This window comes from Sorangium sp. So ce367, assembly GCF_051520455.1.
GTDB classification, from domain to species: Bacteria; Myxococcota_A; Polyangia; order Polyangiales; family Polyangiaceae; genus Sorangium; species Sorangium cellulosum_B.
Window position 1 is genome coordinate 427,921 of the sequence record NZ_CP150334.1, and the last position, 15,633, is coordinate 443,553.

At 74.3% G+C, this 15,633-nt stretch carries 10 protein-coding genes; 2 read left to right on the forward strand and 8 right to left on the reverse strand.

Going from position 1 to position 15,633, the window contains the following annotated elements; translation table 11 throughout:
* Positions 1-97 precede the first annotated feature (97 nt).
* The 8 genes from WME97_RS01680 to WME97_RS01715 form a co-directional block, all read right to left on the reverse strand.
* On the reverse strand, positions 98-3,418 hold the full coding sequence (locus tag WME97_RS01680) for a protein kinase domain-containing protein (RefSeq protein ID WP_437548946.1): 3,321 nt from the start codon (positions 3,416-3,418) through the stop codon (positions 98-100).
* 439 nt (positions 3,419-3,857) lie between these two features.
* Entirely contained in the window at positions 3,858-4,562 is a 705-nt protein-coding gene (locus tag WME97_RS01685) for a thioredoxin family protein (protein ID WP_437548948.1), read from the reverse strand.
* Between the two features lie 38 nt (positions 4,563-4,600).
* Positions 4,601-5,494: a hypothetical protein gene (locus tag WME97_RS01690; protein WP_437548949.1), complete on the reverse strand. Its 894-nt coding sequence runs from the start codon at positions 5,492-5,494 to the stop codon at positions 4,601-4,603.
* A 2-nt stretch (positions 5,495-5,496) separates the two neighbouring features.
* The gene (locus tag WME97_RS01695) at positions 5,497-6,525 is read right to left on the reverse strand and encodes a phosphatase PAP2 family protein (RefSeq protein ID WP_437548951.1); all 1,029 of its coding nucleotides are present in this window, start codon (positions 6,523-6,525) and stop codon (positions 5,497-5,499) included.
* 16 nt (positions 6,526-6,541) lie between these two features.
* Positions 6,542-6,898: a cupin domain-containing protein gene (locus WME97_RS01700; protein ID WP_437548953.1), complete on the reverse strand. Its 357-nt coding sequence runs from the start codon at positions 6,896-6,898 to the stop codon at positions 6,542-6,544.
* Positions 6,899-7,073: 175 nt separating this feature from the next.
* A complete protein-coding gene (locus tag WME97_RS01705) occupies positions 7,074-8,771 on the reverse strand; it encodes a DUF4139 domain-containing protein (RefSeq protein ID WP_437548955.1) in 1,698 nt (565 codons plus the stop codon).
* A 19-nt stretch (positions 8,772-8,790) separates the two neighbouring features.
* Entirely contained in the window at positions 8,791-11,046 is a 2,256-nt protein-coding gene (locus WME97_RS01710) for a DUF4139 domain-containing protein (RefSeq protein ID WP_437548957.1), read from the reverse strand.
* Between the two features lie 74 nt (positions 11,047-11,120).
* Positions 11,121-12,836 (reverse strand): Eco57I restriction-modification methylase domain-containing protein, encoded by a 1,716-nt coding sequence (locus WME97_RS01715; RefSeq protein WP_437548959.1) that lies wholly within the window; start codon positions 12,834-12,836, stop codon positions 11,121-11,123.
* A gap of 355 nt (positions 12,837-13,191) precedes the next feature.
* On the opposite strand from WME97_RS01715, the gene acpS reads away from it, so the two are divergent.
* Together acpS and WME97_RS01725 are read left to right on the forward strand one after the other, a co-directional pair.
* Complete coding sequence (gene acpS, locus WME97_RS01720; RefSeq protein WP_437548961.1) at positions 13,192-13,680, forward strand: holo-ACP synthase; 489 nt, start codon at positions 13,192-13,194, stop codon at positions 13,678-13,680.
* Positions 13,677-15,473, forward strand: a complete 1,797-nt coding sequence (locus WME97_RS01725; protein ID WP_437548963.1) for an NAD(P)H-hydrate dehydratase — start codon at positions 13,677-13,679, stop codon at positions 15,471-15,473. Before acpS ends, WME97_RS01725 begins: the two co-directional genes overlap by 4 nt.
* Positions 15,474-15,633 lie beyond the last annotated feature (160 nt).

Sequence of the window (15,633 nt, forward strand, 5' to 3'; positions counted from 1 at the left end):
TGCACGATATTTGTTCTTTTATTGCGCCTTTGCGTCTTTGCGTCTTTGCGTTGAACTCTCTCTTCGGATCCCCTGGTCAGACCTCTGGCGGGCGGAACTAGGGTCGGCTCGCCGCGGCGACCTTCCCCGCCTCGTCGAGGAGCGGCGCGTACTCGCGCGCGAGCAGCGGGTTGCCGCGGAGCGCCTCGTCGAGCAAGGCCCCGGCGCGCTGGGCCAGATCCAGGCGCGCTGCGCGCTCGCGCTCCACCTTCGCCCTCAGGAGGAGGAGCGCGCCCTTCCTGGCGCTCGCCAGCGGGAAGCCCGGGTCGATGGCCAGCGTCCGATCGATCAGCGCGAGCCCCGCCTCGACCTCCGAGCGCACGTCGAGGAGCCCCGGCCCGGTCAGGGCGGCGCGCTGCCGGTGGACCTCGGCCAGGGCGCCGAAGATCCTCGGATTGCCCCCGTTCGCCTCGAGGGCGCGGAGCAGCGAGCGCTCCGCGGCGTCGAGCGCCGCCGCAGGGCTCCCGCCGCGCGACGCGGCCCACCGCGCCGAGAGCAGCTCGATGTGCCCGAGCGCGAGGAGCGCCCCCGCGTGCTGCGGCCTCGCGGCCACGATGGGCTCGATCGCGCCCCTCGCCGCGCGGAGCGCGGCCGTCGGATCGCCTCCCCGGAGGAGCGCCCCGTGCGCCGCCTCGATGCGCGCGAGGCCCGCCCCCTGCTTCGCCTCGAGATCGTCCGGGTTGAGGCGCGCCGCCGCGCCGTACGCCTCGATCGACCGCGCGAGCGAGACCTCCGGGCTCTCGCCGGTGAGCCGCTCGTGCCGGCCCTGGATCAGGTACGTCAGGGCCAGGTTGTTGTAGGCGCGGTAGCTGTCCGGGCGCCGCCGCAGGGCCGCCTCGAGGCTGTCCTTGGCCACGTCGAGCGACTCTTCGGGCGACGCTCCGTGGTCGAGCTCGTACTGCGCTCGCCGCGCGTAGAGCCAGCCCTGGTTGAGGAGCGGCGGCATGTCGTTCGGCGCGATCTCGATCGCCCGCTCGGCGTACGACGCGCCGATCTCGAAGAGGGGGAGGGGATCGGCGCCGCGGGACGCGGCGTACTCGGCCATCATGCCGTAGGCGATGGCGGCGTCGTTCCACGCCCAGAAGGAGTTCGGGTCGAGCGCGAGCGACCGCTGCGCGCTGTCGACCGCGCGGCCGAGCGAGGGCCACGCGTCGAGCCCCACGGCGCTCTCGTGCGACGCGAGGAGGAAGAAGCTCGCCCCCATCGCGCCGTACGCGGTCGCGTCCGATGGGTCGCCCTGGACCGCTTGCTCGCTGGCCGCGACCGCCTCGACGAGATCCGACCTCGGGTCCGAGCCGCGCGACAGGTCGCGCCTTCCGCGGTGCACGAGCGCCCAGGCCTTCTTGGCGAGCGCGCCGCTCGCCCGCGGGTTGGCCCGGAGCGCCCTGTCGCACCGGGCGATGATCTGCGCGACGACCTCCTCCGCGTCTCCGCCGCGCTGCGCCTCGATCAGCATGATCTCGCTCAGGGCGCGCGCGGCCGCCTCGTGGACGTCGGGATCGCTCTCGGCCATCTCCGCCGCGGCCTCGTACGAGGCGACGGCGCCCCAGAACTCGACGAGCGCCGCCGCGTGCTCCCCGAGATCGCGCGCCGCCGTGCCCTTCGCGAGCAGGACGTCGCCCTCGAGCTTCTTCGCCTCGTATTCCCAGGGTGACCGCGCGAACGCCAGCCGCGCGTCGGCGAGCGCCTCGTCGAACCGCCCCTCGTAGAGCGCGATGAGCGCCACGGCGTACGACGGCGGCTCCGCGGCCGATCTCACGCTGTCCCTCAGGTACCTGAGCGCCGGCTGCTTGTGCCGCTCCTCGAGCTCGAGCTGATGCGCGGACCGCTCCCCCTTGTCGGCGAGGCGCCGCGCCCGATCGAGCCCCTTCAGGTAGAGCACGCCGTGCACGAGGCCCGCCGCGAACTTCGCCTCGCGCGTGGCATACCCGCTCGCGAGCGCCGCCTCGAGGTGCGCGAGCGCCTCCTCGGGCTCGTGCAGCGCGAGGTGCCCGCGCCCGAGCGCGTAGCGGCCAGGGCCCTCGACGAGATCGCCCGTCGTCTCGCGCATGCCCTGCATCTTCCGGTCGATCTCGCCCAGGCGCGCCCGGATGACCTCCTTCTCCCGCGACACCTCGTGGAGGGGGAGCGCGTAGGCGTAGCGCATGAACAGCTCCATCTCCTTGACGTCCTGACCGAAGCCCTCGGCCAGGGACGCCACGCGCGCGGCGAGCTCGGCCTGCCGCGCGGCGGCGAGCTTCGCGCGGAGGGCGACGGCGCCCGAGAGCGCGAGCACGACGAGCGCCACGGCGGCCGCCGCGACCGCCAGCCTGTGCTTCCTGGCGCGCTTCAGGGCGCGGTAGCCGATGCCCATCGGCCGCGCGTCGATCGGCTCCCCCTCGAGGTAGCGCTCGAGATCGAGCGCGAGCATCTTCGCGGAGTCGTACCGCCGCTGGGGCTCCTTCTCGAGGCACTTCATCACGATGGTCTCGAGATCGACCGGGATCCGCTTGTCGATCTTTCGCACCGGCGCCGGCAGCTCGCGCGCCACGCGGGCGATGAGGCTCGTCACCGAGGGGTCGACGAACGGCGGGCGCCCGGCGAGGACCTCGTAGAGCGTGGAGCCGAGGCAGTAGACGTCCGTGCGGCGGTCGAGCTGGCGCTGGCCCCCGGACACCTGCTCGGGCGCCATGTACGCCGGCGTCCCCTCGCCGCTCGCCGTCGCTCGGGCGTCCGCCGCGGTGTCCCTCGCGAGCCCGAAATCGAGGAGGTAGGGGCGGAAGGCGCCCTCGGCGGTCCGCTCCACCAGGATGTTCGCCGGCTTGATGTCGCGGTGGATCAACCCGAGCCGGTGGGCGGCGTGCAGGCCGTCCGCGACGTCGGCCACGATCTTCACCCGCTGCTCGAGGGACAGCTGCTGCGCCACCCGGTGGAGCGGCTGGCCGTCGATGTACTGCATGGCGATGAACGGCTGGCCCTGCGCCTCGCCCACCTCGTACACCTTGCAGATGTTCGGGTGCTCGACCCGGGCCTGGGCCCGCGCTTCCCAGATGAAGCGCTGGGCGAGCTCCGGATCGTTGCCCCGTATCAGCTTGAGCGCCACGTACCTGTGGAGTCGCGGGTCTCTGGCCTTGTAGACCGTGCCCATTCCCCCTTTCCCGATGAGCGACTCGCACTCATACCGATCCCAGTTGCGGATGGGAAACCTGCTCGGCACGCGCGACGAGGGCGGCTCGACGCACTGGAACACCGTCTCCTGCCCGGCGCCCGAGCTCCCCGGCGGGGCGGAGCGGGGCGGCCTGCTCTGGGGCGCGATCGAGACGGGGCGGGACGTGGGCTCCTCGCTCGCCGGCCACGCGGCGTTCGCACTCTCCGGGCCCGCTCCTCCCATTCGGCTCATGACTCGGACCCTTTTCAACAGCGAAGGTGGAGCCCCCCAGCGCATGGCCTCGAATCGCCATCATCCCGGACCGCCCGGCCGCGTGCCAGTGAGCGCCTCGCTTCAGGCGTGAGCTACGAGCGATATGACAAAACTGTCGCCCAACGGTAAACCTGAGTTTACGTCCATGTCAACACCCCGGACTGGGCCTGTCGCCGCGAGGGGGCCAGGGTGCGATGCGCTCGACGCGGCGATGGGCGTGGGGCGGGAACAGGCGGCGGGCGCGGCGTTCAGCGGCGTTTTGCGACGTTCTGCGCCGCGCCGACGACAGCGCCAATGACGATCCAACGAGAGAGCAGCGAGGAGCGGACGCCGTCCGCGACGCTATTTGTGGGGCGCGCGACATGATGCCGAGGTGGGTTCAGCTGCTCCGCTGCTCATGGGCCCGCCGGCGGGCTGGTCAGTACTTGACGGTGCAGCCGAACGCCTCGGTCTCTTTCGTGGAGATCGCCGTGCCGGCGGCGAGCTCGGTCAGCGCGGCATCGACGTAGTTGGTGACCTGCTCGCCCGGCTCGGGCTCACCGCCCTTCGTGCTGTCGATGGCGCCGGCGTAGACGACCGTGCCCTGCGGATCGATGACGACCATGTGCGGTGTGCGCTGGGCGCCGTACGCGCGCCCCACATCGCCCTTCTCGTCGATGAGGACCGGGTAGCTCATCCCGAACTCGCCCTTTGCCTTCACGTTCTCTTCCTTGGCGGTGCCCTGCTTGCCTGGAGCGCCCGAGTTGATGGCGAGCCACACGACCCCCTTCTGGGTCTGCTGCGCCGGCACGTCCTTCAGGCCGCCCTGGCGGTGCGCGAGCTGGACGAACGGGCAACCGGGGTTGAACCACTCGAGGACGACCGTCTTGCCCTTGTGATCGGCCAGCTTGACGGGCTTGCCGTCGAGGTCCGGCAGCGTGAAATCGGGCGCGGGCTGGCCGATCTTGGCCTGGGCCGCCTTCGCCTGAGCCGCCGGCGCGTCCGCGGCCTTCGCCTTCGGGGCGTCGGCCTTTTCGGGCTGCGGCGCGGCGGCGCCGGTGGCCGCGGGCGCGCTCGCCTCGCCGGGCTGCGTGCACGCCGCGAGGGCCGCGGCGAGGAACGTCAGGGAAATGAGCTTGTTCATACGGGGACGCTTACCACGCGTCGCGGCAGGCGCATGCGTCACGGGAACTCCGGCCAGTGATCGCCGGTCGCCCACCGGTACCGAAGGCCGAGCTGGCCGAGATCCGCGCCCAGCAGGCCGAGCTGATCGGGCGTCGCGGCCACCACCATCACCGTCCCCACCGCGTCCAGGTGGTGCGTCAACGACACGGCCAGCACGGGGCCAATGCGCACGACGAGGCTGTCGCGGCCAGGGTTGCCGAGCACCTCGGCGGCGGCGCCCAGGCGGAGCTCGCCGAACCGGTCCATCTCCGCCATGTAGCCGAGCCGGGCCCGGTAGAGGTACGGCGGCTTCATCACCGCGTGGAGCGCCTCCTCGTAAAGGTAGAACCCCTCCGGCGTCCCCAGCACCGCATAGCCGGTCGCGACGCCGAACAGGCTGCCTCCGAGCAAGGGTATCGAGCCCGACACCTCGAGCTCCCCCGCGACGTACCGCGACGGGGGGCCCTGCATGAGCTCGGTGTCCCTGCGCGTGTACGACGCCCGAGGCTCGAGGAAGTACTGGGTCGTCGAGAAGGCGTACCGCGCGCCTCCGCGGATCTCCACGCCGGGCAGCGCGGCGCGGAGGCCGAGGTACTCGGCGCCGCCGCTCGGAGATACGCTCGTGTAGGCCTCGATCCCGAGCCAGGACCAGTGCGGCTTGCCCACGCCGAGCGCCAGGCTCGGCCTGAAATAGATCACGCCGAGATCCATCAGCGCGGAGACGAACGGGCGCGCGGCGGCGCTCCGCGCCCAGTAAGAGCGCTTCTGCAGGAGGTCGATGCCCGAAGGCACCGGCGGCGGCTCGCCGGCGGGCGACGGCAGGTCGGCCGGATCCTGGGCGCCGGCCCCGGCGGGCAGCAGGGTGAGCGCGGCGAGCGCCGCGGCGGCGGCCAGCGCGTGGCGGAGCGCCATCGCTAGAACCTGCCCACCAGATACCCGCCGAGCGGCGCGGGCGCGAAGCTGAGCGTGATGCCGTCCCCGCGCCGCGCGTCCGAGGCGGGGGCGCCGCCGCGGTAATGCAGGAGCCACGGGAGCCCGAGGCCGGTCAGGGCGCCGACCGCCGCGCCCGTGAGCGCGTCGGTCGCGAAGTGCTGGTCGGAGACGACCCGGAGCGTCGCCACGGCCGCCGCCGTCCCGAGCGACGCGGCGCACGCGAGCGCGTCGGGGGCGCCGCCGCCGTACAGGGGCAGGCGCGCGTGGTGCGAGCACACGAGCCCCGCCGCCGTGAAGGCGGTCGAGCTGTGGCCGCTGAAGAAGCTCCTGTACCGCTTGCTCCCCCGGCAGTCGCGGTCCTGCTGCTCCTCCGGCCCGGCGCACCCGGCGCGGTAGGGGCGCTCGCGGCTCGTGAGCCCCGCGACGACGCCGTTCAGGGCCGCGTTCAGCGCGAGCGCCTCGACGTCGATCATCGCGATCTCCCAGGCGACGCTGCCGCGGCCGTGCCCCCACCAGGTCACGAGCAGGGCGTCCACCGCGAGGTGGTTGGTCATCAGCGTGAGCAGGAGATCGCTCGCGTCCCGCGCCATCTCGCGCTGGCGATCGCTGCGGATGCGCAGGGCGCCGCGCACCGAGCCGTCGAAGCCGTTCACCGTCGTCCACCGGCCCTCCGACGGCGGGATGGCGAGCGTGCCGAACGCGGTTGCGGCCAGGAGCCCCGTGGCCACATACTCGCTCACGCGGAAGCGCGGCCAGGCCGGATCCCACGCGACCTCGGGCCGCGCGCGAGAGAGAGCCTCCGGCGCGGCGCGGCGCGGCGCGCTCGGCAGCGCCGCCCCGGAGCGGAGGGCGGTGGTGTCGCCGGCTCCCCGTGTCGCCGCGCCGGACGGCGCCGCGAGCGCCTCGGCTCGCGCCGCTGCAGGCGGCTCGGCTCGCGCCGCTGCAGCGCCGAGCACCGCCGTCACGGCGAGCGCGCTGGAGGCGAACCGGAGGGGCGCGGCGCACCTCAAGGAGCGGACCGCGCGATCAGAAATCGGGGTGGCCGATGACGAGGAACTCGAGCGGCCCGGCGCCCGCGTTGCGCAGCCCGTGGTGTACGTTCGTCTCGACGTGCATCATCTGGCCGGGGCCGAGGGGCACCTCGCGATCGCCGACGATGCCGAGCGCCTGCCCGGCCAGGATGTAGATGGTCTCGGTGGTCTCCGTGTGGAGCTCGCGCGAGATCTCACAGCCGGGGCCCATCGTGCCCCTGTAGAAGCCGAAGGCGTTCCCGCGGTCTCTTCCCAGCAGCTGCGCCATGAAGACGCCTCGGTTGGGCAAATACTCCATCACGTCTTCGTCGGCTGCGGTCAGCACCACGGCCCCGTCGATCTGCTGCCTCATGGCGATCCTCCTCCTTCACGAGTGAAGCCGCTGGGAGATCGATCCGTTACCGAAGCGCACTGCGTCCTGTCAACGGCGCTCCGCGCGAACCGTGCGACGGCGGCCGTCGGCGTCTCGGCTTCCGTGCTTCTCTCCCTCTCTCCTTCCACGTTCCCGCTCTCTGCGTTTCCTGGCTTCAAAAAGGCAACACCACGCTCGCTGCGGCGCGGAGCTCGTAGCTGAACGACAGCGTCTTCAACCCTTTCGGAGGGAGCTCGACGTGGCCACGGAGAAATCCGTCCTTTTCGTCCAGCGTCCAGCCGGGGGCCTCGCCGAGCGCGACCTCGACCTCGGCCACCTCGCTGACAGGGATCCGCTCGGTGACCAGCACCCGCTTCACGTTGCTGGAGAGGTTGGACACGGAGAGCTTCACACGCCGGCGGATCTTGCGGCTCCCCGTGATCGCGGCGGTGTCCTGCTCCTCGTCGACGGTGCGCCGCACGCGCACGGCGTCGTCCACGCCGAAGCCGAGCTCGAACGGCTCGCCGGCGCCCACGAAATCGAGCCGGGCGCGGCCGATGAGGCTGCCGCCCCGCGCGACGCGCACCGGGCCCGCCAGCAGCGGGCGCGGCCGTCCGCCGGCGCCGCCGCCGTCCAGCGTCACCGTGGCGCGCAGGTGGGCCGCGGGGTGGACCTCGGGGTACAGCACAAGCGCGAGCTCGGTGGGGAGCGAGCGCCGCGCGATCTCGATGCGCGTCGGGCGGCCGTCGGAGGGGAGGGTCACCGGCTCCGCCGCCTCGAAGATCAGCGGCTCGCCGCCGTCGTCCACCCCCGGCATCTCGTCGACGGCCCGCGCCCCGCGGTCGAGCCCGGCCGCCGCGATCGCCTGATCGCGCGCTTCGACGATGACGCGGCGGCGCTCGATCTCCGTCTTGCGCCGCGCCCGGAGCACGTCGTCCTCGAGCAGCGGCGCCTCGGCGCTCCTCGACGGCCGCGCTGTCGAGAAGCGCGCGGTGACGTTCGCCCAGACCTCGCCCGTCGCCTGCCACGCCGCCGCCCAGGTGGTGAGCTCGATCGAGCCGCCAGGCCCCTGCGCCGCCGCGCCGCCCGCGGCGCCTGCGGCGAGCCGCGCCAGGTGCTCGGGGCGCCAGATCGCGCACGCGACGCGGTACGTCAGCTCGATGTCGACGGGCTGCGGCGAGGGGGCGTGCACCTCGACCTCGATCACCGCTTCATAGCGCGGCTGCTCGACCGACCCCTCGCGCAGCCGCGCCGCGGCGCGCCGGGCGTCCTCCTCGGCGCGCGCCCGCGCCGCGCGCGCGTCCGCCGAGGCGCCGAGCGCCTCGGCGAGCGCCGCGTGCAGCGCCTCGGCGCCGCCGCGCCACGAGGCGAGGCGCGCGGGCTCGCCGGCGTCCTTCGGGACCTCGCTCATCGCCCGCGCCCACTTCGCGAGCAGCTGGTCGAGGTGGGCCTCGCGGCGCGACGCCCGGTCCCGCGCGCGCTCCGCGGCGCCGGCCCGCAGCGACGCCTCGCGCTCCTCGCGCTCCAGCGCGTCGATCGCCTCGCGGCCGAGCGCCGCCTCCCTGTGCGCCCTCCACCGTACGCGCGCCGCCGTCACGCGCACCTCGTCGGCGCCAGCGCCCGCGATGCGCGCCTGCACGGTGCGCTCGTCGACGAACACCGAGACGCCGCCGATCGCGATCCACTGCGCCCCGGCCTGGACCTCGACGCGCGCCGCGCGCACGACCTCGGCGCGATCCTCGAACAGCGTCACCGCGCGCGCCACGCTCGGGTACGGCGCGCGGGCGCCTTCGTGGCCGCCGCTCCCGTCGCTCCCTCCGCCTCCGCTGGCGCTCCGCCCAGCCCGGTCCGAACCGCTCGCATCCGTTGCCATGGTGCGCTCGTTTCCTTTGTTATTCCCGACGGTTACCGCCGACGATCTCGTTCTTGGACGAGAGCACCACGCGGTAGGTGAAGGCGACGGAGGCCTTGCCGCCTGGCGCGATCGGGACGCGCCAGCGCAGCCCGCCGCGCACCGGCTCGCCGAGCTCCTCCTGGGTGTAGGGCTCGGCCTTCGGCTGCGACGAGAGGAGCTTGATCTCGACGTCCTTGTCGTCCGTCACCGGGATGCGGTCGAGGACCTCGACCTCGACGCCCATCCCCAGCGACGAGGAGAGGTCGATGACGACCGCGTGCTCGACGGCGAGCGAGCCGCCGAGCAGGCCGGCGCTCGACTCGTCCACGCGCGCGTTCCTGGCGACCCGGATCCGCTCCTCGACGCCGAGGCCGGCGCGGAGGAGGCCGCCCCGGTCCACGCGGCCGAGCGCGGACTGCGCCGCGAGGGCGCCGTCGACGAAGATGTCGACAGGCCCCGCGAGCAGCGGGGCGTCGAACGGGTTCTCGACGCGCGCCTCGCGGTAGACCTCGGCGGCCTCGCGGGGCGCGGTCACGAACCGGGGCGCGGCGGGGGCGCGCGCGGCGCCCAGCGCGACGCGGTGGAGCCTGCCGTTCGACGGCACGTCGGCGGCGCTCTCGCCGACGTAGAGGTGGTCGAACTGCCCGCGCGAGTCGCGCGGATCCACGGCCCGGGGCGGGGCGTCGAGGTCCGCGATGTCCTGCTCCGCCCGACGCGCGTCGCGCCGCGAGGGCCCGGGCTCGTCGCGCGCGAGCCGGCCGCGCTGTTTGCCCGCGCCGGGGAGGTGCAGCGCGTCGAAGTCGAGCCACTCCTCGACCTGCGCGGGCTCGAGCGGCGCCGGGGCGGCCCCGGCGCCCTCCTGCACCTGCTCGGGAGCGAGCCATTCCTCCTCGAGGCTGGCCGCCGCCTCGACGCTCGCCGCGGAGCCCAGGGCGCTCCAGGGGGCCGGGGGCGCGCTCGCCTGGGGGGCCGGCGGGGGCGGCGCCCCGGAGCCGCCGAACGACGGGAGCGACAGCCCGCGCGACTTGCGCGCCGGCGCGGCGAGCGGCATCGACGCGGCCGCCGGCATCGGGGGCGGCGGGGCGAACGCCATCGGCGCGGCGGCCTGCACCGGGGGCGGCAGCGCGCCCGCGACGGACGGCGCTGGCGGCGCTAGCCTTTTCATGGCCGCGAGGGGCTCCGGGCTGGCCCGGTTCCGCGCGGTCTCGTCGCCCCCACGCGTGCGCGGGAGCTTTCCAGGCGCGGCGGTGGTCCGCCCGGCCGGCTCGGGGAGGGCGGCGACGAAGCTGTCGAACCCCTCGAACATGGCGTCGAGCCCCTCCGGCGCGGGGCGGTAGCCGCGGCGCGGTGGGCGCTGCGCGCGGCTGAGCCGCAGCGAGGCGAGCTCCGGCAGCCGCGTGTCCTGCACGAGATCGGCCGTAGCGAGCGCGAGGCGCACGTCCTTCCAGTCCTCGCCCGAGGCCTGCGCGACGAGGGCGTCGAGCTGCAAGGCGACCTCGGTCGCGCCGCGCGAGAACCGCGCCGCGTAGGCGGGCCACCAGCGCGCGGCGGACACGGCGTACTCGAGCCGGAGCGCGGGCTCCCCGGCCGCGCCGCCGCGCTCCGGCGCGAGCCGCACGACGACGTCGAGGCGCGCCGGGTCGCGCTCCTCGACCTCGCCGCTCGTGGCCTGGGCGGCGTCGATCTGGGCGGCCAGGAGCTCCTTCCCGGCGCGCTCGAGCTCCGCGTCGAGCGCGGCGGCGCGGGCGTCGAGCGCGGCGAGCTCGTCCGAGAGCAGGCGGCTCACCGCGAGCGCGTCGCGGATGCGGGCCGCCGGGTCGCCCGGCCGGAAGCGCCGCGCGAGCTCCGGATCGAGCGCGACGGCGCCGAGCTGGTCGCGCCAGAGGCGGAGGTGGTCGCGCTCCGCCGACAGGCGCGCGATCGCGAGCTCGAGCTCGCGGAGCTCGGCGGAGAGCGCCGTCCTCGAGACGGGCGCCGGGGGCACGACGAGCCGCGCGCGCACGCCGATCACGTCGCGCACGTCGCGCGCGGGCCCAGAGGCCGCCGCCGCGCCCGCCGAGGCGCCTGCGGCGGCGTCGATGAGCGCGCGGAAGCTCCCCGGCTCGGCGAGCGGCGTGATCCCCGGCACCGAGATCTCGACCGCCTCCCGGGGGAGCGGCGCCGCGAGCTCGACGCGGCGGGTGACGATCGCCCCGCGCGCGTACACGACGACCCCCTCGATACGGCTAGCGCACTCGATCTTCTCGGCCGTCATCGCTCGTCCCCTCGCCCGCGAACGCCCCGTGAGAGCGCGACGGTATCACGCCGCGCGTGGGCCCGGATAGCGGGCTATCTCCTCGTGTCGAGGAAGCCGAACCCGGGCAGCGCGTCGATGCCGTAGGCGCGCAGCGCGAGCTCGTCGAGCCTGCCGAAGTCGCGCCGCCGGAAGGAGCTGCGGAGATCGCTCATCAGCTCCTCCGCGACGCTCTCCGGCGGGGGCAGGCGGATCCGCCGCAGGTACTGGGCCTGGAAGCGCAGGTAGCCTCCGCGCATCTTGACCGCATAGGACCACACGAAGAAGAGGGCGACCCTGGAGCCGAGCAGCCCGCCGAGTGCCTCCATGTCCCAGCCCTCCGAGGTGATGAAATAGAGATTGTGGTGCGGATAGAACCTGCCCTCGTCATAGACCACCTCGTTGGAGCCCGCGATGTCGGGGACGAGCAGCTTCGGGGCGCTGGTCAGCCCCGGAACCACGCGATCGATGGTGCGGAACCAGCCGGCGCCGCCCCGCCGGGCGATGTAGCGCCTCCTGATCTCGGCCTCGTGCGCGTGCAGGTACCCGGAGAGCCTGGGGTACTCCTCGAGATTGACCACCTTGCCGTCGGATCCGAAGGGATTGATGACGAACCGCCTGGCGTCGCGGATGCGGCCGTCCTCGATATCGCCTCGCATGACGAGCGGCACGAGGCGATCACGCTCGATATCCACCTCTTCACCGACGATGTAGATCCTGTCGTTCCCGGTGGCGACGCCGATGCCGACGCGCGTCCCGCCGACCTCCTCGATCGGCGCGAACCGCGCCTCGAGCGCGCGCAGGGCCTCGAGGTGCTCTGGCGAGCCGAGCACCCACGGGTCGTCGCCCTCGAACCAGGAAGGGTACTCCGACACGGCGACGCCAAAGCCGCGCTCCGCCGCGCCCGCCTCCGCGCGGCCCTCCGCGCGTTGAAGAGCGGCGGAGGCGGCCTCGCACTCCTCCGGCGAGGCGGTGCGCAGCGTCGCGACAGGGACGCTCCCCGTCTTGCCGGGCGACACGGCGAATATCGACGGGTAGGCGACGACCTCGGACTCGAAGGGAGACGCGCCGCGCAGATCGACGTAGCACCGCACCCGGAACCACCTCGACAGCATCCGGCGGAGCGGCGCGCCGTACCGGTTGAGGGTCCACCGGTCGGCGCAGATGAAGGAGAGGACCCCGCCGGGCGCGAGGAGCTCGAGGCCGCGCTCGATGAACGCGACGTAGAGATCGGCGCGGTCGTAGAGCGACCTGTACCGGTGTCGATACTCCTCCTGGAGCTCGGGCGAGAGCTGTTCGATCCTGACATAGGGCGGGTTGCCGACCACCGCGTCGAACAGACGTCCCTGGCTGGTGAGCAGGAAGTCGCCGTGGGCGATCCAGGCTTCGGAGAGGCGCGTCGCGTCGCCCTGCGGCAGCCCGAGCCGCGCGAGGGCGCCGGCGACCGCGAGGCGCGCGCGGTCGACGTGAGCTCGCTCGACGTCGTACGAGCGGATCGCCGGCTCGATCTCGAGGAGGTCGCGATCGTGGCGGCGCGCCGACTGGATCAGCCGCTCGGCGGCGGGGACCAGGAACGCGCCGTGGCCGCAGGCGGGCTCGAGCAGCGACAGCGACGCGAGATCCCGGTCCGCGGTGTAGCCCGCGAGATCGAGGATGAGATTCACGACGTGGGGTTTGGTCAGCACCACGCCGTGGGCCTCGCCCGACGAGCGCTCGCCGTAATCGTAGGCGCTCTGCGGGAGCATGACCGTCAGATCGAGGGCTGTCTGCATTGGCGCCGCGAGCATGGTAGCCGCGATCGGCGCGCGCGGGCGACGCTCCACGGCCGCGCTCGCCGCGCGGTCGCGGCGCCCGAGGCCGCGGCCGGCCGCCTCGCGCCGCGCCTCTTCCCCGCTCGCGTGCCGCCGTCGAGGCGCTTTCTGCGTCTGCGTCTGCGTCTGCTTCCGCGCTCGGGGCGAGGCGCGGATCGCGTTTCAGGAGGCGTCGCCATCGAATGGGGTAGAGTCGCCACATGGCCTTCCCCGTGTCTGTCCGTCCCGCCAATCGCATCGCGGCGAACGTCGCCCGCGGAGGCGCCGTGCAACCGCCGGCCGCCGGCCGGGACGCTCGGTCGAGCGAGGGGGGCGCGTGATCCTCGGCATCGGCATCGACGTCTGCGGCATCGGACGCATGGAGGAGGCGCTCGCGCGGTGGGGGGAGCGGTTCTGGGAGCGGGTGCTGTCTGAGCCTGAGCGCCGCTCGCTCGCGCACCGCGTGGACCGGGCGACGGCGCTCGCGGGCCGCTTCGCCGCGAAGGAGGCCGTGGTGAAGGCGATGGCCGGCGCGCCGGGCGTCAGCTGGCACCACCTGGAGGTGCGCGGCGCGCCGCGCATGCCGCCGACGATGGCGCTCCACGGCCCGGCGCGCGCGCTCGCCGAGCGCATGGGCGTCCAGCGGGTCCACCTGTCGATCACGCATGATGCAGGCGTGGCGGCGGCGGTGGCTATCCTGGAAGGGGACGGCGAGAGCCGATCCCCGACCGAAGCGGACGAGGACGGCGAGAGCCGATCCCCGACCGAAGCGGACGAGGACGGCGAGAGCCGATCCAGCCTGGACGAAGGGAAAGAGCGCTCGTGATTCCGGTCCTATCGCGCGCGCAGATGCGCGCCTTCGACAAACACGCGATCCACCAGTGCCACGTCCCCGGCGTGGTCCTCATGGAGAACGCCGGCCGCGGCGCCGCCGACGTGATCTCGGCGATCATCGAGGGGCGCAGCGCCGGGCAGCCCGGCGACGCCGCGCACAGCGCGCCGCACCCGCTCGCGTCCGGCCTTTCGCCCGCGCGGGCGTTCTGGCCGGCGACGTTGCCCTCCGGGGCGGGTCTCCGGGGCCGCCCCGGGAGCGTCCCGCCGCCGCCGAACGGCCGCCGCGACGCCGAGGAGGCCCGCGCCGCGCGCATCCGATCGTTCCCGGTCCGGCACGTCCCGAGCCCGGGGCAGCCCGCGACGTACCCCCTCCACGCCCGCGTCGTCGTCGTCTGCGGGGCCGGCAACAACGGCGGCGACGGCTTCGTCGTGGCGCGCCACCTCCTCGCCCGCGGCGCGGAGGTCCAGGTCTTCCTGGCCGCCCGGTCCGAGAAGGTCACCGGCGATAGCCGCATCAACCACGACGCGTACGTGGATCTCGGCGGCGCGCTGACCGAGCTCCCCCCGGGCGCGCCCCTCGCCCCGCTCGAGGTCGCGCTCACGGGGGCCGACCTCCTCGTCGACGCGATCTTCGGCACGGGCCTCGACCGCCCGATCGAGGGCCACCTCGCCGACGTCATCGGCGTCCTCAACACGGCGACCTGCCTGTGCATCGCGCTCGACGTGCCCTCGGGCCTCGACGCCGACAGCGGCGCGCCGCTCGGCGCCGCGGTGCAGGCCGACGAGACCGTCACCTTCGGCCACCTCAAGATCGGCCTGCTCACGCCCGAGGGCGCGCGGCTCGCGGGCAACGTGCACGTCGTCGATCTCGGGGTCCCGGACCGGCCGATCCTCGCCCACGTGGGCCACGTCGCCGAGGTCCTCCGCAAGGAGACGATCGGCTCGTCGCTGCGCCCGCGCGAGGCGAGCGTCTACAAGCACCAGGCGGGCAACGTGCTCGTCATCGCCGGCTCGTCGGGCAAGCTCGGCGCCGCGCTGCTGACCGCGCGCGCGGCGATGCGGACGGGCGCGGGCCTCGTGACGATCTGCACCTGGGCCGACACCGCGCGCGCGATGGAGTCGCGCGTCGTGGAGCTGATGACGACCTCGATCGATCCGGCCCGCATCGCGGCGTCGCTCGACGACGCGCTCGCCGGGCGGCGGGCGGTCGCCATCGGCCCGGGCCTCGGCCTCGACGAGCGGGCACGGGCCGCGGTGGATCACGTCGTGCTCGGCTGGGACGGCCTGAAGGTCGTCGACGCGGACGCCCTGACGCACTTCGTGGGCCGCCCGGAGGCGCTCGCGACCGCGCGCGGGAGCCTCATCATGACGCCGCACTCGGGCGAGCTCGGGCGGCTCCTGGGCCGGAGCGCCCGGGCCGTCGAGGAGGACCGCTTCGGCGCCGTGCGCGAGGCCGTGGCGCTCACCCGGGCGATCGTCGTGCTCAAGGGGGCGCGCACGATCATCGCGCTCCCGGACGGCCGCATGTTCATCTGCATGGCGGGCAACCCTGCGCTCGCCACCGCCGGCTCGGGCGACGTCCTGACCGGGATGATCGCGGCCCTCCTGTGCTCGATGGATCCCACCGCCGCGGCGAGCGCCGGGGTGCTGATCCACGCGCTCGCCGGCGACGTGTGGCGCGCGCAGACGGGCAGCGATCGGGGGCTGCTCGCGGGCGAGATCGCCGAGCTGGTCCCGGGCCTGATCGCCGCGCTGGCCGCCGGGAGCGACCCGCTCTCGACGTGACGCGAGCGCCTGCTCCGCCGGACGCCCCCGCCGGGCGCTCGCTCTGCTGGACGCCTCGCCCGGCGCTCGCGCGGGTGGGGCCGCTTCGCCCGGCGCGGGTGGCGCCGCCGGGCCTGGCGCGCCGCGGGCGGCTCGCCACCCTGGCGCGCCCGTTCTCCCT

What these genes read in the sequence shown, in the direction of transcription:
- WME97_RS01705 (WP_437548955.1), bottom strand. Translation starts at nt 8,771, where the DNA reads ATGGCAACGGATGCGAGCGGTTCGGACCGGGCTGGGCGGAGCGCCAGC.
- WME97_RS01710 (WP_437548957.1), bottom strand. Translation starts at nt 11,046, where the DNA reads ATGACGGCCGAGAAGATCGAGTGCGCTAGCCGTATCGAGGGGGTCGTC.
- WME97_RS01700 (WP_437548953.1), bottom strand. Translation starts at nt 6,898, where the DNA reads ATGAGGCAGCAGATCGACGGGGCCGTGGTGCTGACCGCAGCCGACGAA.
- WME97_RS01685 (WP_437548948.1), bottom strand. Translation starts at nt 4,562, where the DNA reads ATGAACAAGCTCATTTCCCTGACGTTCCTCGCCGCGGCCCTCGCGGCG.
- WME97_RS01690 (WP_437548949.1), bottom strand. Translation starts at nt 5,494, where the DNA reads ATGGCGCTCCGCCACGCGCTGGCCGCCGCCGCGGCGCTCGCCGCGCTC.
- WME97_RS01680 (WP_437548946.1), bottom strand. Translation starts at nt 3,418, where the DNA reads ATGAGCCGAATGGGAGGAGCGGGCCCGGAGAGTGCGAACGCCGCGTGG.
- WME97_RS01715 (WP_437548959.1), bottom strand. Translation starts at nt 12,836, where the DNA reads ATGCAGACAGCCCTCGATCTGACGGTCATGCTCCCGCAGAGCGCCTAC.